General features: G+C 71.7%; 18 protein-coding genes. 6 read left to right on the top strand and 12 right to left on the bottom strand.

What is annotated here, in order from left to right; genetic code table 11:
- Nucleotide 1 precedes the first annotated feature (1 nt).
- Entirely contained in the window at nucleotides 2–382 is a 381-nt protein-coding gene (locus tag C1N81_RS44410; RefSeq protein ID WP_394437661.1) for a hypothetical protein, read from the bottom strand.
- Nucleotides 383–561: 179 nt separating this feature from the next.
- On the opposite strand from C1N81_RS44410, the gene C1N81_RS44405 reads away from it, so the two are divergent.
- Nucleotides 562–1,326: a hypothetical protein gene (locus C1N81_RS44405; protein ID WP_394438588.1), complete on the top strand. Its 765-nt coding sequence runs from the start codon at nucleotides 562–564 to the stop codon at nucleotides 1,324–1,326.
- A 267-nt stretch (nucleotides 1,327–1,593) separates the two neighbouring features.
- Here the strand turns inward: C1N81_RS44405 and C1N81_RS44400 are convergent, their stop codons facing one another.
- Nucleotides 1,594–2,019, bottom strand: a complete 426-nt coding sequence (locus C1N81_RS44400) for a hypothetical protein (RefSeq protein ID WP_394437659.1) — start codon at nucleotides 2,017–2,019, stop codon at nucleotides 1,594–1,596.
- 360 nt (nucleotides 2,020–2,379) lie between these two features.
- Here C1N81_RS44400 and C1N81_RS44395 point away from each other — a divergent pair, with 360 nt between their 5' ends.
- Both C1N81_RS44395 and C1N81_RS44390 read left to right on the top strand, forming a co-directional pair.
- Nucleotides 2,380–2,886, top strand: a complete 507-nt coding sequence (locus tag C1N81_RS44395) for a hypothetical protein (protein ID WP_394437657.1) — start codon at nucleotides 2,380–2,382, stop codon at nucleotides 2,884–2,886.
- The gene (locus tag C1N81_RS44390) at nucleotides 2,879–6,196 is read left to right on the top strand and encodes a CHAT domain-containing protein (RefSeq protein ID WP_394437655.1); all 3,318 of its coding nucleotides are present in this window, start codon (nucleotides 2,879–2,881) and stop codon (nucleotides 6,194–6,196) included. The genes C1N81_RS44395 and C1N81_RS44390 overlap by 8 nt, the downstream gene beginning before the upstream one ends.
- Nucleotides 6,197–6,252: 56 nt before the next feature.
- Here the strand turns inward: C1N81_RS44390 and C1N81_RS44385 are convergent, their stop codons facing one another.
- Entirely contained in the window at nucleotides 6,253–7,197 is a 945-nt protein-coding gene (locus tag C1N81_RS44385; RefSeq protein ID WP_394437653.1) for a hypothetical protein, read from the bottom strand.
- On the bottom strand, nucleotides 7,194–7,592 hold the full coding sequence (locus C1N81_RS44380; RefSeq protein ID WP_394437651.1) for a hypothetical protein: 399 nt from the start codon (nucleotides 7,590–7,592) through the stop codon (nucleotides 7,194–7,196). The genes C1N81_RS44385 and C1N81_RS44380 overlap by 4 nt, the downstream gene beginning before the upstream one ends.
- A gap of 277 nt (nucleotides 7,593–7,869) precedes the next feature.
- Between C1N81_RS44380 and C1N81_RS44375 the strand changes: the two genes are divergently transcribed.
- From C1N81_RS44375 to C1N81_RS44365, 3 genes are read left to right on the top strand one after another with little or no spacing between them, the layout of a single operon-like run.
- A complete protein-coding gene (locus C1N81_RS44375; protein WP_394437649.1) occupies nucleotides 7,870–8,304 on the top strand; it encodes a hypothetical protein in 435 nt (144 codons plus the stop codon).
- A gap of 13 nt (nucleotides 8,305–8,317) precedes the next feature.
- Entirely contained in the window at nucleotides 8,318–10,780 is a 2,463-nt protein-coding gene (locus C1N81_RS44370) for a tetratricopeptide repeat protein (RefSeq protein ID WP_394437647.1), read from the top strand.
- The gene (locus C1N81_RS44365; protein WP_394437645.1) at nucleotides 10,777–11,301 is read left to right on the top strand and encodes a hypothetical protein; all 525 of its coding nucleotides are present in this window, start codon (nucleotides 10,777–10,779) and stop codon (nucleotides 11,299–11,301) included. The genes C1N81_RS44370 and C1N81_RS44365 overlap by 4 nt, the downstream gene beginning before the upstream one ends.
- 2 nt (nucleotides 11,302–11,303) lie before the next feature.
- Here C1N81_RS44365 and C1N81_RS44360 read toward each other — a convergent pair whose 3' ends face one another.
- The 8 genes from C1N81_RS44360 to C1N81_RS44325 form a co-directional block, all read right to left on the bottom strand.
- Nucleotides 11,304–12,218 carry a tetratricopeptide repeat protein gene (locus C1N81_RS44360; protein WP_394437642.1) on the bottom strand — a complete coding sequence of 305 codons (915 nt, stop codon included), beginning with the start codon at nucleotides 12,216–12,218 and terminating at the stop codon, nucleotides 11,304–11,306.
- Nucleotides 12,219–12,220: 2 nt separating this feature from the next.
- Nucleotides 12,221–13,483: an NB-ARC domain-containing protein gene (locus tag C1N81_RS44355; RefSeq protein WP_394437640.1), complete on the bottom strand. Its 1,263-nt coding sequence runs from the start codon at nucleotides 13,481–13,483 to the stop codon at nucleotides 12,221–12,223.
- Between the two features lie 93 nt (nucleotides 13,484–13,576).
- On the bottom strand, nucleotides 13,577–14,047 hold the full coding sequence (locus C1N81_RS44350; protein WP_394437638.1) for a hypothetical protein: 471 nt from the start codon (nucleotides 14,045–14,047) through the stop codon (nucleotides 13,577–13,579).
- 239 nt (nucleotides 14,048–14,286) lie between these two features.
- Nucleotides 14,287–15,138: a class II fructose-bisphosphate aldolase gene (locus C1N81_RS44345; RefSeq protein WP_394437636.1), complete on the bottom strand. Its 852-nt coding sequence runs from the start codon at nucleotides 15,136–15,138 to the stop codon at nucleotides 14,287–14,289.
- Nucleotides 15,139–15,283: 145 nt separating this feature from the next.
- The gene (locus C1N81_RS44340) at nucleotides 15,284–16,234 is read right to left on the bottom strand and encodes a DMT family transporter (protein WP_394437634.1); all 951 of its coding nucleotides are present in this window, start codon (nucleotides 16,232–16,234) and stop codon (nucleotides 15,284–15,286) included.
- Nucleotides 16,231–17,223: a BadF/BadG/BcrA/BcrD ATPase family protein gene (locus tag C1N81_RS44335; RefSeq protein ID WP_394437632.1), complete on the bottom strand. Its 993-nt coding sequence runs from the start codon at nucleotides 17,221–17,223 to the stop codon at nucleotides 16,231–16,233. Before C1N81_RS44335 ends, C1N81_RS44340 begins: the two co-directional genes overlap by 4 nt.
- Nucleotides 17,224–17,272: 49 nt before the next feature.
- Nucleotides 17,273–18,442 (bottom strand): SIS domain-containing protein, encoded by a 1,170-nt coding sequence (locus tag C1N81_RS44330; protein WP_394437630.1) that lies wholly within the window; start codon nucleotides 18,440–18,442, stop codon nucleotides 17,273–17,275.
- Nucleotides 18,439–19,734, bottom strand: a complete 1,296-nt coding sequence (locus C1N81_RS44325) for a D-tagatose-bisphosphate aldolase, class II, non-catalytic subunit (RefSeq protein WP_394437628.1) — start codon at nucleotides 19,732–19,734, stop codon at nucleotides 18,439–18,441. Before C1N81_RS44325 ends, C1N81_RS44330 begins: the two co-directional genes overlap by 4 nt.
- Nucleotides 19,735–19,802 lie beyond the last annotated feature (68 nt).

Raw genomic sequence — 19,802 nt, 5'->3', positions numbered from 1 at the left:
GTCAGGCTGTCCAGCTGAGCCGACCGTCCACGACGGCCGGAAGGGACCTGGGCATGTCGTCGGTGATCCAGGCGAACTCCAGGGCGACGAGCGTCGCGCCGTGCTGCGTCCACACGAGGATCTCGCCAAGGTACGCGTCCGACGGGCCGTGCACGGGTGCGCTCACCGGTACGAGGCTTCCCGCCAGTGCCGCATGTGCGCACGGCTCCCGGACCCGCAGGTCAACGCTGACCGAGCCGGGCCCCCAGGCTGCGATCACCTCGGTTCGGTCCAGCTGGCTCCGCAGTTGCGCCGCCCCTGCGAACTCCGCCGAGAGGATGTGTTCGAGCACTGCACGCTCGTCGGCGTGCAGCGGGCGCGGGTCGAGGGGAAGGGAAGCCATAGGACCATTCTCCCAAGGCGGCCATGTTGCGGCCATCTTGCGGAGTAGGGACGCGCAGCGAAGATCGTCCGATGCCCGATCGTGATCCACGAAGGTACAACCTCGTAGGGGTCCCGCATGTCTGGGAGGCGCCGGAGGACGAACCTTCGGCGTACGTCGAGACAGAGATCGGGGATCAGGTGGGGAAAAAGGTCTGGAGAGCCGTCGTGGCCGGAGGCGCGGCGGCTCTGTTCATGGGCGCGGCCGCGCTGCCCGCCCATGCGGCCGAGGGCGGAGTCTCGTTCACCCGTGTCAAGGTGAACGACGGCAAGCCGATCGTGATCGGGGTGTCGGCGGAGGTCGCGGCACCCACCTCCTTCCGGGTGACGACTACGCACAAGTACAAGTGGCCGGCGGTGTTCCTGTATCGCGGCAACACGGGTGAGCAGCTGTGGCACGCCATCGACACGAGCGACTGCATCCGGGTGAGCTCGAGCGTCTGCGACTACCGCGAGACGATGTACTTCGATCCGAGCGAGTGGGAGATGCACAACAGTGAGGCCGGGGCCTGGAAGGTCGCGGCCGAGGTGTACTTCCCGGGCGGCGGCGGTGACACCGACGACGAGAACCTCACCGTCTACGTCAAGCGCAATTCCCGCCTGAGCGTGAACGCGTCGCCCGAACCGGTGACGAAGGGCAGGACCATCACCGTCACCGGAAAGGTCACGCGGGCCGACTGGCAGAAGCGGAAGTACGTCTCCTACGCGGATCGCCTGGTGAACCGGCAGTTCAAGCCCTCCGGCAGCGCGTCCTACACCACAGTGAAGCAGGTGCGCGCGAACAGCACGGGCAGTCTGAGGACGACCGTGAAAGCTTCCAAGACCGGTACCTGGCGCTGGCAGTACTACGGCAACACGACCACCGGACCGTCGACCTCGACCGGGGACAACGTCGTAGTGAGGTGAGACCGCCCCAGGCTACCTCCCGCATCCGCTCGGCGACGGGTCGCTCCCGTCGACCGGGCGGGGGCGGGAGGGGGCCGCAGACCGTACGCGGCCACTGCGGAGGGCACCTCATGTCGGAGCTGCCGCTGGAGCCGGCCTTGCCCACTGGCACCGGACGCAAGACCACCGCGAGCAGTTGTCCGGCCCCGGTCCTCGCCAGTCCTGTCATGCCTCTTGGGACCATCGCTGCGCGTGTAGAGGGCGTAGGTCGGTCATCGTGGTTCATGATCACAGCCGCCACGGCCGGCGGCGGACCGATGCTGACGCAGGCGTGCTGCCGTCGCGCTGGGAGGCGTGCCAGCGCAGCCGTTCCTGGCGAAGGCGGCGCCGTCGTCGCTCTCGCCTGAGTCGGATGCAGCATGCGCTGGCTGCGACCGTGAACAGCAGCAGCGCGAGCAGGGTGGCCATGACGGCCTGGGCGATGGAGGCCGCAGGGAGATTGACCAAGGCCATGCCGTAGGCGATCGCTGCCGCACTCGCCGATCCCGTACTCAGCACGAGCAAGTACCGGCCCGTCGGATCGGGTACCCACTGCCCCTGGGCGGCCCACTGCTTCATGGCTTCAGTGAACCAGAAGCCCACCAGTGCCACCGCTTCGAGCACCGGCAGCAGCGCAGCCAGCCCAAGGTCCGCTAGTGACTTCACCTTCGCCATGCTCTGGTAGAAGGTCAGCAGCCCGCCTGAGTACGGCTACTCAGATCCAAGCGGCTGCTTGCTCAGGGCAGTCGTCATTGCGAGTTACGGCTGTCGGCCCCTGCCTCATAGACAGGCTTCTGGCGCCGAGCAGGCTGGAATGGATGGATCACACGCCACGCGTGCGCGACTCAGCCCTGACAGGCTGCGGGTCGGATTCGCGCCCCTGCGTCAGGTACTCGTTGAACACCGTGCACAGCCGAGGGCCGCGGGAATTGGCAGGAAACTCACGCGATCAATGCCGCGCTCCGTCATAGTGAGGGGCTCGGGACCGCCTTGGGGCGGATGCGGGACGGGGGATCCGGCATGTCTTTCTTCATCGTGCTCGTCCTGCTCGGGATAGCGGGGTTCGGCATCTTCGCGATCCGTGCCGCGCGGGAGAACGAGGACGCGCCTGCTCCGAGGCCGTCCGGCGGAGCACAGCCCCGGGATGGGGAACCGCGCGATATTCCGCCTCTTTTCCCCGACTTCTTCCACGGAGTTCTGTTCGGGGTCGGCAAGGAGGCCACTTCGCAGAACCTTCTGGCGCTTTGCGAATACGTCTCCCAGATGATCAGCGTCAACGCCTACGGCTGGTTCCACCAGTCCGGCGACGTGGCGGCCGAAGCACGCTTCAGCCGGCGTTTTCGCGGCGGCGGCGGACCGGAGCAGGCACTCGAACGGGTCCCCGACGACATGATCGATTTCCTGTGGGACTGGCACGTCCGGGCCCACGACCCGCTGCGCGAATGGATACCCCGCCTGCACGGCGACCTGACCGCGCCCAGCAGCCGCCTGTGGCGCTACGGCCCCGACCTGCCCTTCGGGATGTGGGAAGACGATGACTGAGCCGGTCGGCGGGGCGCTCGACGCCGTACGGGCGCGGCTGGAGGGGTTCCGGGCCGGGGACGCCTCGGCGGTCCTGGATCCCGCGGCCGAGCGGGACGCGGCCCGTGCGGTGGAGCGGCCCACCGCCGAATCGGTGGCCGCGGCGGCGTGGCTCTACCAGTACCGGGCGATGGCGCTGGACGATCTCGGCGGCTCCGACGCGCAGTTGGCGTACCAGCTGTTCGGCAAGATCGTGCGCGCGCTGCCCGACGAGGTGCCCCCGCACGTGGCGGCGCTGCTGCGGATGGCCTCGCTGCCCGAGGACGCCCCGGCCGGTCGGCTGGAGCAACTGCTCGCCGACGCGGAGAACGGGATGGAGGCCGCCGACGCGGCGCACGACGCGCAGGCGCTCGACCGGTGGCTCGACGCTCTGGACGCTTTCCGGCCCACGGCCGCGGAGCACGGCCGGGAGCACAGCCTGCTCGATCTGCTGGGCAGGATCCTGCGCCGCCGCCACCCGTACGACCCGGGAGAGATCTGGCGCCTGGAGCGCGCCGCGGAGTGCCTGCGCGGCGCGGTCGGCATGGTGCCGCCCCGCGACGTCCTGGCCCATCTGCCCGCGTACAACCTGTGTGTCACCCTCCTCGACCACTTCGAGGCGACCGGCGACACCCGCAAGCTGAGCGAGGCGTCCGAGGCCGGTGCCCAGGCGCTGCGCAGCATCAGCGCCGCACACGCCCACTACCCCCGGCTGCTCGCGCAGCAGGCGGACATTCTCTGCACCCGCTTCGGTGCCGAGCCCTCGGCGGTCTCGATGGACGAGGCCGTGGGCCTGTGCAGGGAAGCCGTGCGGCGGCTGCGCCCGGGAAGCCCCTCGGCGCCGTTCGTCCACGCGACGGTCGCCCGTGTCCTGTCCGACCACTACGTGTCCAGCCACGACCTCGCGGTGCTGCGGGCGGCGCTGGCGTCGGCGGAGGAAGCCGTCGCGTTCCTTCCCGACGAGGGCGAGCGCCACACCGTTCTGGGACGGCACGGCCGGGTGCTGTTCCTGCTGGGCCAGCGCACCGGTGACCCGTCCGTGTTCATGCGCGCCGAGGAGGCGCTGACGCGCGCCGCCGGATCGCTGCCGCCGGGCCACGCCATGCGCGCCGTGCACCTCAGCGACCTCGCGGACGCGCAGTTCGAGCACCATCTGCGCACCGGGGACGGGGACTTGCTGCGCGCCGCTCGGGAGAACGCGCTGCTCTCCGTCCAGTCCCTCACACGCGGGGACACCGCGGCCCCGCCGATGCTCGACACGCTCGCCCGCATCCTGGTGCGGTGCTACGAGGTGGACGGCGACCCGCGCGCACTGGCCGTCGCCGTGCGGGAGCTCCAGCGCGCCGAAGAGCTGTGCCTGCCGGGCAGCCGCTCCCGCGGGCTGGCGCTCCTGCACCTCGGTCACGCCCTGATGCTGTGGGCGACGACGCTCGTGGGCAGCACGGAGCGCCGGGCCGCGTTCGACGAGGCCGAGGAGACGGCCCAGCTGGCCGTGGACGCCTGCCGGCCCGGACCGGACCGGTCCATGGCGCTCAACAACCTCGCGGCGGTGATCCGCCGCAGGAGCCAGCGCGACCCCGAGGCCACCCGCCGCGCGGCAGGCCTGTATCGCGAGGTGCTGCGGACGGGCACCCCTTCGCAGAGCGCCTTCCAGCACGCCACGTACAACCTGGGGGCGGCGCTGCTCGATCTGTACGACACCGACCGTGACCCCGCGCTCCTCCAGGAGGCCGAGCCGCTGCTGCGCAGCGCGGCGCGGGCGGCGGCGAGGGTCACGGAGGCCACAGAGGGCGCATCGCCACTGGGGCCGCGGCACGACGCCACGGTGACCGTGGCGCTCGCCCGCTGCCTCGCCCTGGGCGCCGGAGCTCCCCCGCGCGAGGCCATGGAGCTGCTGCGCGGCCTCATCGCGGGCGGCGGCGGGACGACGAGCGCGGAGCGGGTCTCGGCGGCCGTCGCGCTCGGCCGGCTGCACGCCGACGCGGGCCACTGGCGGGCGGCCCGCGACGCCTTCGCCACCGGGATCGACGTGCTGTCCGCCGCGCTCACCGGAGGCGAACGCGCGGTGCGTGAACACGGGGTCGCCTCGTTCTTCGGCCTCGCCTCGCAAGCGGCCGCCTGCGCGCTGTCGGCGGGCGACCCGGTGGACGCCGTCGCCCTGCTCGAACGGGGCCGCGGGCTGCTCGTGCCCGGATCCCGGCCGCGCGACCCGGACCTTGGCACCGCCGGACGGACCGTCGCCATGCTCAACGTGAGCCGCTACCGCTGCGACGCGCTCCTGGTCCGCGACGGGCGGGTCACCGCGGTGCCGCTGCCCGAGGTGACGCACGACGTCGTCAACCAGCAGGCGGCCACGTTCGTCTGGGGCGTTCAGCGGGGTGCCGATCCCGCGTGCTCGCCGGAGGAGCGCCGCCAGGGCTCCCAGGTCGCCGTGAACGGTGCGCTGCGATGGCTGTGGCATACCACGGTCCGCCCCGCTCTCGACGCGCTGCCGTCCGGCGGCTCGTCCGGGCCGCCGCGGATCTGGTGGTGCCCGACGGGCATGCTGTCCTTCATGCCGCTGCACGCCGCCGGGGAGTACGCCTCCCGGTACGGCGGGGCGGACGGGGAGTGCGCCGCCGACCGGGTCGTCTCCTCGTACACGCCGACCCTGCGCGCCCTGCGCGAGGCGGCCGGCCGGGGGTCCGGCGTCGCGCCGCCCCCGCCCGGCGATCCCCTGGTCGTGGTGCCGCGCACGCCTGGCCTGCCCGCTCTGCAGCAGGCGGAGAGCGAGCTGGAGGCCCTTCGTTCGCTGCACCCCGACTGCACGGCGCTGGTCGGGCCGGAGGCCACGAAGGACCGCGTCGTCTCCCGGCTGCCCCGCCACGCCTGGTTCCACTTCGCCGGACACGGCCACCAGAACGTGCAGGTCGCGGGGAGCGCCCAGCTCGTCCCCCATGACCAGGCGCAGCACGGCGGGATCGGCGCGGACGCCCTGGAGGCGCTGGACCTGAGCCGCGCTGAGCTGGCGTTCCTCTCCGCGTGCAGCACGGCCACCGGCCAGCTCACCCTGGCCGACGACCAGGCGCACATCGCCGGGGTGCTCCTCGCGTCCGGCTTCCGGCACGTGGTCGCCGCGCAGTGGACCGTCCTCGACTCGGTCGCGGCGACCGTCGCGACGGCGTTCCACCGTCAGGCCGCGGCCCGGGGAGGCGTCGACCCCGCGGTCGCGCTGCACCGGGCCGTGCAGGAGGTGCGGCGCACGCGTCCGGAGCCGTATGTGTGGGCTCCGTTCACGCACTACGGGCCGTGATGCGCAAGCCGCCGGTCGGGAGCCGAGGACATACGGGCAGAGCCGGCGGCATACGGTCAGGAGCCGGTGACGTACACGAGCGCCGGGTCGTCGGAGCCCCTGAGCACGGCCGCGGTCAGGCGCTCCCCCGCGGCCGGCTCCGCCGCGGCGTCCGCCGGGAGGGGGTGCCGCAGCGCCCGGTAGACGTCGAAGCGGTGGAGGTCGAACGCCGCCCGCACCAGCACCCCGAACTCCCGGCCCGCGCCCGGGAGCACGCCGCGCCACATCACGTACACGAACGGGAGCGCGAGCAGTGCCCACGGTGTGCGGACCACGGCCGGGAGCAGCAGCAGGCCCCACACCCCGGCCGCCACCACGCCGTCCACGTGCCGTCGGGCCGCGGCGAGGTCCAGGCGCAACACCTCGGGCAGGACGTTCCACAGATGCGGCCAGAGGATCAGGGTGTCCAGGCCGTACTTGTCGAGCGGGTCGGTCTCGGCGGCGCACAGGATGTTGCCCAGGCGGGTGGGCAGCATCCGGTCGGCGCGGGGCAGCCAGCGCAGCATCTCCTCCAGCTGGACGAGCCGCACCACATCGCTCCGGTTCAGGGGCGGGCCTCCTCCCTGGGCCGCCGGGTATCCCAGGTGGCGCAGCAGCAGGGGGTTCGCCTCGCCCGCGTAGCGGGTCGCGCGTCGGACGTGCCGCTCGCGCAGTCGGCGGCTCAGCGGCTCGGCCCACCGGGGCCAGTACCCCTCGATGAGCCGCAGGACGGGCAGCGTCAGATACGTCACGAGCAGACTGGAGCCGGCCAGCACGACCATGCCGATCACCAGCAGCGCCACCTGCTCCCCGGTGCTGAGAGCGCCGAACTCCCGCAGCCTGCGGGCGGCTTCGTCCCGCGGGCTGTCGCTGCCGAGCGCCCACAAGGCCGCAAGCGCCAGCCAGTACACGGCGGCGGCGAAGCTGGTCACGAGCCAGCGCTCGACGAGTTTGCCGACCGCGACGTTCCAGAAAGCGGTCACGAGGGGGCCCGGCTGAGCAGTTGGTTGCAGGTGGGACAGGCCGGGACGCTCTCCATGCGGTTCCGGCGGACGAACGTGCCGGGCACCGCGCACCCGGCGGTCAGACACACGTAGACCGTGCCGCCGGAGATCACGGAGCGCGATCCGGGCGGGCCCTGATATCCGCTCGGCAGAGCCCTGTGCTGCTCGCCCGGTGCGCTCTCCCTCTCGCGCACCCACGCGGCCAATCGGGAATCCGAGTCGAGCACACGGCGCAGCGCCGTGAAGTCCGCATCCGTCAGCGCCTGTTTGATTTCATGATCGATACGTCGGGCGTCCCCGTCCACAATGTGCGGCAGCACCCGCAGCAGATCTTGCATCTGAATGCGCAGCCTGTCGGCCTCGGCCTCATTCACCTGTCCCCCAGCACCGATGCGAGCGAAGCACGAGTGTCGCACGCGACGTCACACCCGGGTGAGAAAAACGGGGAGAACCGGTTTACAGCCGCGCGGCCGCCCCCATACTCGTCCTCATCCGCCATATTCCGTAAGGAGCAGCCGAGTTCATGGCTTCCCGCAAAGCGAAGGACACCGGCACCGACCTCTACCTGAAGCTCTATGGTCGCCCCACATCCGGTCCCCGGCCGCGCAACCCTCTGCCGCGCCCCGCACCGGCGAATCCCTCGCGGCGAACGTGTCGCCTTTCTGGGCCGAGGGAGATCGCGACCCCACCAAGAAGCGCGACATCCCGCATTTCTACCCGTACTTCTACCACTCCGTTCTGGCGCGGAACGGAAAGCCGCTGACCGGGCAGAACATCCTTTCCTTGATCGAGTACATCCACGCCATGCTGTACTTCCAGGGCAATCTCTGGATCTTCAAGGACATTCAGGATCCGCGTACGGGAGAAGTGTTCAAGCAGCGTTTCTGCGGCCCGCTGGACACCTACCCGTCTCCCGAGCACCGGCCCGACGACGAGGTCGACTTCCTCTGGGCCTTCAGGGCGACACTCCGCCCCGGTCTGCGGGAGTTCGTCGACCAGACCTACACCTCGCTCACCAGTCCGGACAGTCAACTCCTCAAGTACGGGCGCACCTTACCGCTCGACATCTGGCACGACGACGCGTGAAACGGCGGCACCCATGAGCGTGCGGAGCGCGCAGTACGACGTCTTCCTCTGTTACACCTGGGCGGACGGCAAGGAATGGTCCGACGCCATGTACGAAGCCCTGCGCGAAGAGGGGCTGGACGTCTTCCAGGACGACGGTTCGGTGCCCGAGTGGGACGAGGAGGAAATGCTGCCGTCGGTCAAGGCGGCCCTGCTCGGTTCGCGCTTCCTCGTCCCTCTGCTCACCCCGTGTTTCGACGAGAGCGACCATTGCTGGTCCGAACTGCATCTCGCCCTGTCCTGCGCCAAGGCGCTCGGTGGCACGGCCATGCGCCGCGTCATGCCGCTGACCTGGAAGGTGCCGCCCGCGAAGGTCAGGCCCAAGGCGTTGAAGAAACGCAAGCTGACCCTGGAGGGCCACTCCGTCGAAGAGTTGGCGCAGCACGTCGCGGACACCGTCCGCCACGTACGGGAGACCGACGACCGGCGCTTCGGCGACGTGATCGACGGCGGAACCAGCTGGGTCAGGAGCGACCTGCCCGGTGAGTTCGGGTTCGTCGGACGACGCCGAGAACTCTGGGCGCTGCACGACGCCTTCCAGAACCCCGACGGAACACTCGACCCCGGCCTGCCCGCCGTCGCCGTACGTGGTCTTGGAGGCTCGGGCAAGACCGCTCTGTGCAGGCAGTACGCGCGATGGGCCGCCCAGGACCATCCGGGCGGTGTCTTCGTCGTCCAGCTGGCCGGCAGCGATCCGTCGGGCGTGCACGACTCCGACGCGGTCCACAACGCCTTCGACCGGGCGCTGCGCCCCATCGCCCGGCGCTTGTCCCTGCCCGAGTCCGGCGTGGACGGCGAGGAGTTGCGTGTTGCCGTGGCCCGTCGCCTGGAGTGCCTGCCGCGCTACCTCTGGCTGGTCGACGACCTTCCCTCCTCCGTCGGCCTGCGCGAGCACCCGTATCTGCTCGCTCCCAGCTCCAACGGCAGAACCCTGGTCACCAGCCGCGGCACCGTGGACGGCCGGGTCCGCAAGAGCGTGCAGCTGTCGGGTATCGGCGCACGGCCGGGGTTCGAGCTCCTGACCGCGAGCCATGTGCCCGCCAAGAAGGACGCCGACGAACGCAACGCCGTCCGGGGCATCGTCGAGGAACTGCGCGAACACCCCCTCGCCCTGCGGATCACCGCCGGGCTGACGACGGCGGACGGGTTCACCGGATACCGCGCTCTCCTCGCCGATCTCCGCAAGGACGCCGAGCCCACACTCGAACTCGCGGCCCACCTGGGCCACGACCTGCCCGCGGAGACCGCCCGGCCGCTCAGCGGCGTACTGCTGCGCTCCTTCCACGCGCTGCCCGCCCCGGCCGTCGCCGTGCTCGCCGCCGCGAGCGTGCTCGCCGCCGCGCCCGTCCCCCGTACCCTGCTGACGGCCGCCTTTCCTGTCCGGGACGAGGACACGGCGTCCGTCGCGGCCGGCGTGGCGGACGGCATCGACGCTCTTGAACGCCGCCGACTCCTCACGCGGGACACGAGCGCGGCAGGGGAAGACGAAGCCGACGACACCCTCGACACCACGTACTCCGTGCACGCCCTCGTCGGACGCGCCGCGCGCGTCCTGGTGCACGACGACATGCGGGCCGAGGCGTCCCGCAATGCTCTGCGGGCCCTGGCGGACCAGCTCGGCGCCGCGGAGCCCGACGCAGCGTCGAGAACCCGCACGCTCGGCCTGCTCGCGCACGTCCAAGCCGTGGCGAATCTGGCGGCGCCCGAGGGCCGGGACGTGGGCATGGACCAGTGGTCCCTCGTCGACCGGTCCGGGCAGCTGCGCTCGCACCTGGGCGACAGCGCGGGCGCCGTCGAGGACTTCCGGGCCCTGTACACTTCGTGCCGCGCGTCGCCGTACTGCGATCCGTACACCGCACTGCGCGTGTTGGTCGGCCTCGGCGCCGTGCTCCAGGAGGACGGCGCCTTCACGGAAGCGCTCGGTTTCCAGCGGCGGACCGTCGAGGAACTGGAGACCCTGCACGGCCGCGACCCGTTCGGCCGCCCCCACCCCCACACCCTGTGGGCGATGAACAACCTCGCCAACACCCTGCAAGAGCTCGGCGACTTCCAGGCGGCCCGTGCCCTCCTGCGGGACACCCACCGCGGCTGGCGCGGTCACCGCGGCCCGACCGCCCCGGAGACCCTGACGGCCCTGAACAACCTGGTCATCGCGGTCGGCCGGGGACCCGGCCGGTATGCGGCACGCGTCGCGCTGCGCATCGGCTCCTTCGCCCACGAACGATGGGCCGCCACGGCCGGACCCGACGCCCGCGGCACCGTGGACAGCCTCTTCAGCATCGGCGCCAACCGGCTCCGCCTCGGTGACACCGAAGGCGCGCGCACCGCGTTCGAGGAGGTCTGGCGGCGCCGCCGATCCCACCTCGGCGACGACCACCCCGACACGCTCGACGCCCGAGAGAACATCATCACCGCACGCAGAAGGGCCACTTCGTGACTGACACACCCGATGAGTGGAGCCATTACGCCCTCTACGCGGACCGGCTCCGCACACAGGGGCCCATGCACCCCGCCACCGTGACGACCCTGCGGGCGCTGCTCCGCGGCGAGCTGGCCGACCTCCCCGCGCCGCAGGACCCCGGCAGCGCCCTCGGCGAGCCGAGCGCGCTCCCCGACGGCGTCACCCCCGAGGACGTCCATCTCGACGGCGACCACACCGAACTGCTCAGCGAACTCCTGGTCGCCGCGATCGACTTCCAGGAGCGGCAGGTCGACCTGCACGGCCCCGACTCGCCCGAGGCGGCGCGCGCCACCTTGAGCCTCGCTCACGCGTTGGCCGCGGCCGACCAGTACGAGGGGCAGCGCGACGAGGCCCTGCTCCTGGCGCAGGATGCCCGCGAGGGCATCGACGACTGGGCGGCACGGTCACCCGACGCCGTCACCGCCAGGGACCAGAAGGTCGCCCGGAGCCTGCACCACTGGATCCTCGGCACCAGGGGCGAGGAACCCACCTACTGACCTCACGGCTCCGTCGGCTGCGCCAGCCGCACCGCCACGGCCTCCGCCTCCGCCGCCCCGAGCGAGGTGAACAGGTCGAGGGAGCGCTGCCATCGGTCGCGGGCGTCGTCAACCCGGCCCGCGGCGGCGTCCAGGTCGCCGAGCCGTCGCAACGCCCGCGCCTGTTCATACCGGCTCCCGGCCCGGCGCCCGTACTCGGCGGCCTCCTCGTAGGCCGCCGCGGCGGACGCCTCACCGGCCCGCTCCCGGGCCGCCCCGAGTGCGTACGCGGCCTGGGCGACGTCGAGGTCGAGGCCCAGCGCGGAGAAGAGGGTCCGCGCCTCGTGGGCGTGGCTCGCCGCCTCGTCGGTGCGGCCCAGCGCGGTCTCCGCCTTGGCCATGCTCCGCAGGGTGATGCCGACCTTCCGAGTGGATCCGGTTCTGCGATAGGTGTCCAGCGCACGCCGCTGCAGATCAAGGGCCTCAGTGTGCGCGCCCTGACGTCTGCGGACCGAGGCGAGGTTGACCAGGGAATCGCTGAGGCCGAACTCGTCGTCCAGAGTCACGAAGAGGTCGTGCGCCCGCTGGTACTGGTGGGCCGCCTCCTCCGTGCGGCCCGTCTCCAGCAGCGCGCGCCCGTAATTGTTCCGGGTGACGGCCTCGGCGCGCCGGTCACCGAGCCGGGCGCAGCCCGCCAGGGCCAGGGCGTGGCTCTCCACCCAGCCGTCCAGGCGTTTGGCCAGGTAGAAGTAGTCCCGCAGGGTGTACGCCAGCTGCCAGCGCCGCACGTCGAACGTGGGCTCGTCCAGGCGGCAGAGCGCCACCAGCGTGCGCCACTCCGCGTCCATCCAGCGCAGCGCCTCGTCCCGGTCCGTCAGCGGCGGGGTGACCGTCTTCTCCGGGCCCGCGGTCTCCGCCGTCCGCGCGGGCGCCGCCATGTTCAGGGGAAGCGGTAGCGGTACGGCATGATGACGCGTCCAGCACGGTCGGCCGCGGCCAGGTAGTAGTCGTACAGCCCGTCGAGCGGATGAGCGGCGCGCTCCCGTGGGCCGAGGGCCGCGTGCAGTTCGCGCCCGTAGGTGCGCAGCAGATCGTGCAGGGCGAACCTCTCCCCGCGCTCCCCCGCCGCGTCGTCCACCAGGTGCGAGTCGGACAGGCGGCGCAGGACGCGGTCCGCCTCGTCCTCCGCCGTGCCGAGCAGGGCCGCCGCCGAAGGACGGTCGAAGGTGTCACCGGGGTGCAGGGCGAGGAGGGCGAACGCGTCGCGTACGTGCTTCGGCAGACCGCGGTAGGACCAGGAGAACACCGTGCGCAGGGTGGAGCGGGTGTCGTCGTCCGTCTCGAAGAGGTCGAGCCCCGGGCCGACGGCGTGCAGTTCGCCGACGAGGGAGGCGATGCTCCGGGCGGGCCGCGCGGCGACTTTCTGCGCCGCGATGCGCAGCGCGAGGGGCAGGCCCGCGCACTGGTCGGCGAGCCGGCCGAGGCTCGTCTCCTCGCCGGCCGCCCGCTCCCCGATGGCCGCGTGGAGCAGGCCAAGGCTGTCGGCCCGGTCGAGCATTCCGAGCGCCACGGTCCGTACGGCGTGGTGCACGCCGAACCCGCTGAGCCTGCGCCGGCTGGTGACCACCACGGCGCAGGTGTCCGAGCCGGGCAGGAGCGGACGTATCTGGTCCGCGGAGGAGGCGTTGTCGAGGACGACGAGCAGCCGTCGTCCGCTCACCGCCGTACGGAAGGCGGCGGCGCGCTCCTCCAGGGGGCCGCTCTCCGCGGCGCGGGAGCGGCCCAGAGCGCGCAGGAATCCGCTGAGCGCGGTGAGCGGCGGGAGCGGTTCCTGCGGGCCGAACCCCCGCAGGTCGACGTAGAGCTGGCCGTCGGGGAAGTCGGCGGCGGCCTCATGACCCCAGAGCGCGGCCAGCGCCGTCTTCCCCGCGGCCGCGGGGCCGCAGAGCAGGGCGATCCTCGGCAGTCCGGCCCCGGGAGGCCGGCGCAGACAGTCCAGTGCCGCGAGTTCAGCGGAACGGCCGACGAAAAGCCCCGCCCGCACCGGGAGCTGACGCGGCGTCCCGGTCTCCGGAACGGAGCGTTCCACCCGGACGCCGCCGTCGATCCGGCCCGCCTGGACGACCACACCGGCGGAGGCGTGGACCGCGTTGACGACCTCACTCCCTCGGGGGTCCGCGGAACGGTCCGGCTGATGGGTCATGCGGTCCCCCTCGGCGCGCTCTCGTCCCGCCTCCCTCCGAGGGTATCCACCAGCGGGCGGCGCGCACAGCGGATCCCGGGCGCGGCCGGGACGTCAGGGCCGCGTGGGCCGGGAGGGCGGCTCGGGTGACACGGGAGACGTAGGCGGTACCGCGAGGTTGAGCGAGCCCACCGTGCCGGCTTGGATCACCGGCCCGTGCTGCACACCGCCGCCGATCGTGTTGTGCACCTGCACCACCTCCTGCCCGGCGGGGCGCGGCAACTCGTCGAGGACCGCCCTGAGTTCCGCCGCGGCCGCCGGGTCGGCAAGCAGCCTGCGCCGCAGCCGGACGCGCCACTCGGCCTCGACGTCCGCGGCGCCCTGCTCGTCCCCGGACGCCGCCGCGGCCGCAAGATCCCCGCGCGACTCCTCCAGCTGCCGGGCGACAACGTCCTCCGTCGTGTCGCCGCGCCGGACGAAGAAGGCCACGATGCGGTCCCGCATGTGCCCCCAGGAATCCGTCGCCATCTGCTGAACGACCGCCGTGGCACCCGAGGCGGCCAGTGCCAGCAACTCCGCTTCCATACAACCCCCTACGAAGTTGTCCGTAGGCCCACCGTACCGGCCCGCCGCGCCCTCAAGCGGCCCTCTCCGCCAGGAACGACTCCCTGGTGCGGTCGCCGTGCACGGCGCGCGGCGACGCGAGGTTCACGCCGCCGCGGGACGCGCGACCGACTCTGCCGGGCATGCGCATGTGAAGCACCGGCTACGGCCCGGCCACGCGGTTCGTGCCCGGCGCACGGGCATCGCGCCGGCCGAACCGTTCAGCCACTCACCACACCGAGGAGGACCCGGACCGTCTCCGCCATCGCCTCCCGGCCCTGGGCAACGTAGGGCCGGGGGTCGATCAGGTCGGGGCGCTCCGCCAGCGTCTCGCGGACCGCGCCGGTGAACGCGACGTTGAGAGCGGTGCCGATGTTGATCTTCACGATGCCCGCCTGGACTGCTTGTCGCAGATCGTCGTCGCCGACGCCCGACGAGCCGTGGAGCACCAGAGGTACGGGCACGGCCTCCCGCAGGCGTTCGATGAGCGCGTGGTCCAGGGTCGCGGAGCGCTCGGTCATCGCGTGGCTGCTGCCGACGGCGACGGCCAGGGCGTCCACGCCGGTGTCCGCGACATAGCGCGCCGCCTCCTGCGGGTCGGTGCGCACTCCGGCCGCGTGGGCGCTCGCGGGGGCGTCGGGCTTGCCGCCCACATAGCCGAGTTCGGCCTCCAGCCACAGGCCCGCGCCGTGGGCCCACTGGGCCGCGGCGCGGGTGGCGGCGAGGTTCTCGGCGTACGGCTGCGCCCCGGCGTCGAACATGGCGGAGGAGAACCCCGCGTCGGCCGCCGTGCGCAGCAGCCGCATGTCCGTCACATGGTCCATGTGCAGTGCGACGTCGACGTCGCAGGCCTTGCCGACCTCGGCCGCTGCCCGCGCGATCGGCTCGACCCGGCCGCCGTGGAACCGTACGGCGTTCTCGCTGATCTGCAGGATCACCCCCGGGGCGCCCGCGGCGGCTGCGCCGGCGGTGATCGCCTCGGCGTGCTCCAGCGTGATCACGTTGAACGCCGCGACGGCCCGGCGCGCGGCGGCGGCCTTCGAGACGAGTTCGCGCGTGGGAACCAGGGGCATGAGGGTGTCCCTTCGCTTTCATGTCGGTTCGGTGGGTACGGGCCGGTAGGTACGGGCCGGTGAGTGCGGGCCGGTATCGGCCCGTACCGCTACGTCGTTCGGCCGGTACGGATATGTGGTTCGGCCGGTACGGATACGTGGGCGATCAGGACTTCTGCGGGGCCGGGCTCACGTCCGCGCCGTCGTCCGCCGCCCCCGGGGCAACGGAACTCTCGCCGCTCTTCTCGTCGCTGTAGACCATCAGGGTCGAGCCGGCGAGGGCCAGCACGATGCCGAGGGTGCCCCATACGTTGGGGAGTGTCTGGTAGACCGCCAGGGACAGCACGATGGTCAGCACCGGCGCCAGTGCGTTGGTGACGGGGGCGACCACCGTGGCCTTGCCCCGGCTGAACGCCATGACCAGGAACAGCGCGCCGACGGCGTTGAGGACCTGTGTCACCGCGGTGAGCGCGGGCGCCTGCCAGGGGGCGTCGGACGGGAAGTCGCCCATCATCACGAACGCCACCGGCACCAGCAGCAGTCCGCTGATGGTCATCCAGCCGAAGGTCGTCGCGTCGTTGACGCCGACCACCGCGGCCTTGCGCATGCAGAACGCCTGCACGCCCCAGGCGACGCAGATCAGGATGGCCATCAGCAGCCACGGGCCGTGCGAGTTCGAGTCGTCCTTGGAGCTGGGGATGCTGAGCAGCACGATCGCCGCGAGCGCCGCGACGACACCGACGAGGGCGAGCCGGTTGATCCGCTCACGCAGCAGCGCCATCGCCATGAGGACGGTGACCACCGGGGAGAGCGAGACCAGGGGGAAGATCAGGTACGCCGGGCCGTTGGCGAGCGCGTGGAACAGCAGCAGTTGTCCGCCGGCGCCGGTCAGCCCCGCGATCAGTCCGTACACCGCGGCTATCGGCCGGCGGTCGAAAGTGTTGCCGCGCATCGCGAAGTACGCGGGGATGAGCATCGTGAAGGCCCAGATGATGTAGATCATCTCGTTGGGGTAGCCGTACCTGCTGTTCGGCTCGCTGGAGAAGGCGCCCCACACACCCCAGAACAGGACCAGCAGCGACGCGTACAGGATCCAGCTCTTCGTGCCTCTGTTCATCGGGCGTCCTCTCCTGAGGCGGGGGTTCCGGGGGCCGTGCGCAGCGCGTCGAGCGCGGGCTGGTCGAGCGGGGTTCCGGCGAGTTTCGCCGCGTACAGGGCGGCGCCTACGACAGGCTCGTAGAGAGGGTGTCGCAGCTCGTAGTTGGTGAAGCGTTCCTTGAGTCCGGAGGCGAACGCCTCCAGCACCGTGCGGGCGCCGAAGGTGCCGCCGGAGTAGGAGACCGGTACGGTCTCGTCCGGACCGAACTCCAGCCGCTCGCGGGTGACTTCGACGAGCAGGGCGAGTTCCCGGCCGGCGTCGGTGAGGATCTCCGTGGCGACCTCGTCGCCCTGAGCTGCCGCCTCGGCCACCGAGCGGCTGAGCGCGGCGATCCGGCTCCGGTCGCCCTGCCACTGGTTGTGGACGACGTCGATCACGTCGAGGTCGGAGGCGAGATCCAGGTGGCGCCGGAACACCTCGGCCAGAGGGCCCTCGGGGAGCCGCCCGTCGCCCATCCGCGAGAAGGCGTTGAGGCCCCGGACCGCGATCCAGTGCGCCGATCCCTCGTCGCCGAACATCTCGCTCCAGCCACCGATGCGCACGCCCCGGCCCAGTCGCTCGCCGTAGGTCATCGAACCGGTGCCGCTGATCACGTTGATGCCGTCGACCGCGCCAAGGGAACCCGCCCAGCCGCAGACCATGTCGTTGTCGCAGGCGTAGCGGTCGTGTCCGAGCACCGCTCGCGGGGTCGCGTCCAGGACGGGCAGATCGCGGGCCGCCTCCCCGTAACCGGGCAGCCCGAAAAAGGCGTACTCGATGTCGGCGGGGCTCAGCCCGGCCGCCGCGCAGACAGCTTCGACGCCTTCCTTCAGCACCCGCTCGACCAGCTCGATGCCGTGGGAGAAGTAGTACGAACTTGCCGCCTGCGCTCGCGCCACGACGTGTCCGGACCGGTCGACCATGCAGAACGCGGTTTTCGTACCGCCACCGTCGACACCTAGGAACATCGTTGTACCTCCGTCCGGCGCCCTTGATCCGCGCCGTCGATGCCTTTGATCAGTTGTGCAAGGAGTGCAGGGTCACGCCCTGCACCACGCGGTTGATCTCACCCGAGGGGAACGGGTTGTCGGGCCGCAGGCCCCGGGCCAGGGAGGCACGCAGGGCGGTGAGCTGGGCGTACACCACGGCGGACAGCGCCAGGGCGACATCTTCGACGCCCTCGAGGCCCGGCAGCGGCCAGGCGTCGGTGCCTGTGCCTGTGTCCTGCGTTCCCGCGCCGGAGTCCGCGGAGACCGTGACGACACTGCCGGCGGGCAGATTTCCGCGTAGCTCCGCATAGATGTCCTGGTCGTACTTGCGGGTGTACGGGTCGTTCGACATGTACACCACCGCGACCGAACGGTCGTTGAGCACCGCCTTGGGACCGTGGCGGAATCCCAGCGAGGATTCCGCGACGGCCATGAGCGTCCCCCCGGTGAGCTCGAGCACCTTCAGCGCCGACTCCTCCGCAAGGCCCTTCAGCGGGCCGCTGCCGAGGAAGACGATCCGCTCGGGCGCGCTCTCCAGGAGGGCGCCGACGGTGCGGTCGACAGCGCTGCTCTCGGTGATCGACTCGGCTGCCCGGGCAAGGCGTTCGGCGACGCCGTCGTAGGCGCTGCCGCCCAGGGCGAGCAGGGCCGCGAGCGTCATGCAGGTGAAGCTCGACGTCATGGCGAAGCCGCGGTCGTTGGACCCGGGCGGCATCAGCAGCACGCGGGACTTCGGCAGCTCGGCGTGTTCGCGCGCCAGGCGGCCCTGCTCGTTGCAGGTGATCACGAGGTGGTGCACCTCGGAGAGAACCTGGTCGGCCAGGGCGGTGGCGGCCACGGACTCGGGGCTGTCGCCCGACCGCGCGAAGGAGACAAGGAGCGTGGGCACGTCCTCGGCGAGACAACCGCGGGGGTCGGCGACGAGGTCCGTGGTGGCGACCGCGTCGACGCGCCGTCCCAGACGGCGGGCCAGGGCGGGCTGGAGCACCTGGCCGGCGAAGGCGGAGGTGCCTGCGCCGGTGAGCACCACGCGCAGGTCGTCGCGGGCGACGAGCGGACGCAGGAAGGCGTCCAGCGAGTCCCGGGAAGCCGAGACGATCTTGTCGACCTCGCGCCACAGCGCGGGCTGCTGGGCGATCTCGCGGACGGTGTGGGCAGCGCCGTCGTCCAAGGACAGCGTGCCGGAGGGCGTGGTCACACGTACTCCTTCTGTTTCGGGGTGGAGGCGCGGTCGTAGTCGCGCAGAACATCGCGGACGTGGTCCACGGCCAGGTCGCGCGGCCGGGCGGCGAGCTCGCCGTGGCGGACACGGGCGTACTGGAGCGGAAGATGTGCGCTGAGCAGCGGCAGGGGGATGTCCACGGCCGAGAGGTTGTCCAGGAGCTGGGCCTGGGCCTTTTCGATCTCGGGGTCGGGCCAGTAGTAGCGCATCCGGTCGCTGTAGCTGTAGCGGCGTGCGAGGCGCTGCTCGGCGGCGGCGCCCGGGTAGTAGCCCTCCCATTTGGCGGGCTCCGCGAGCATCCGCTGCTCGACGACCTCGGCAAGCCGGGACCGCTCGGCGGCCGGCACCAGTTCGTCCTCGATCGCGGCGAGGGCGAACAGTGCCTCGCGCAGGGCGAAGGTCAGCCCGGGGCCCACCTTGAGGACCGCCCAGTGGCCCTCGACCAGCGCGGTGAGCGCCTCGGCGGTCTGGTAGTCGGTCGAGTGGGCCTCGAAGACCATGGTGGGCTCGTCGTCGAGGACCTTGCGCAGCTCCTCGGTCAGCTCCCGCCGGTAGTCGACGACCTGAAGGTGGTCGAACTCCACGGCCGGCTGGACGACGAGGGCCATGACACGCGGCCAGACCTCCTCGATGCCGTGCCGGGCGAATGCCTTGCGGTGCTGCTCCAGAGTGGTGCGCGCCGCCTCGGGCGTGGTCGGGACGAGAGCGCCGAGCGTCTCGTGCGCGCCGCCGGGCGTGGGTACCTCGGTGCCGATCACATACCGGATCCGCTCGGCCCGCTCGGGACCGGCTGTCTCCTCGGCCACCCTGATCAATCGCGCGGCGCGTTCGGCGACCACGTCGTCGGTCAGCGGTACGGGGTCACCGGCGCACGCGAAGCTGCAGTCCAGGTGGATCTTGGTGAAGTCCGCCGCCACGTAGGCGGCGACCAGGGCGTCGGCCCGCTCCATCGCCTCGTCGGGCGTCAGGGACTGCCACCGGTTCGGTCCGAGGTGGTCGCCGCCGAGAATCACGCGGTCCAGTGGCAGACCACTTTCGGCCGCGATGCCGTACACGAGGTCGCGGAAGTCCGCGGGCCGCATGCCCGTGTAACCGCCGTACTGGTCGACCTGGTTCGAGGTCGCCTCCACCAGAACATGACCGCCGCTCTCCAGCGCCTGCGCCACGGCCGCCTCGATGACCAGCGGATGGGCCGAACACACCGAGGTGATGCCCTGCGGCTGTCCGGCCTTCTGCCGCCGGACCACCTCGCTCAATGGGCTCTGCATTGCCAACCCCTTACTCAACGTGCGTTTTGGGCCCTTTCGCCGACGTTGGCCCGGAGCCCAGTGGGGAC

Source organism: Streptomyces sp. SGAir0957 (assembly GCF_043523415.1).
This window is presented reverse-complemented; position numbering and strand designations above follow the sequence as displayed.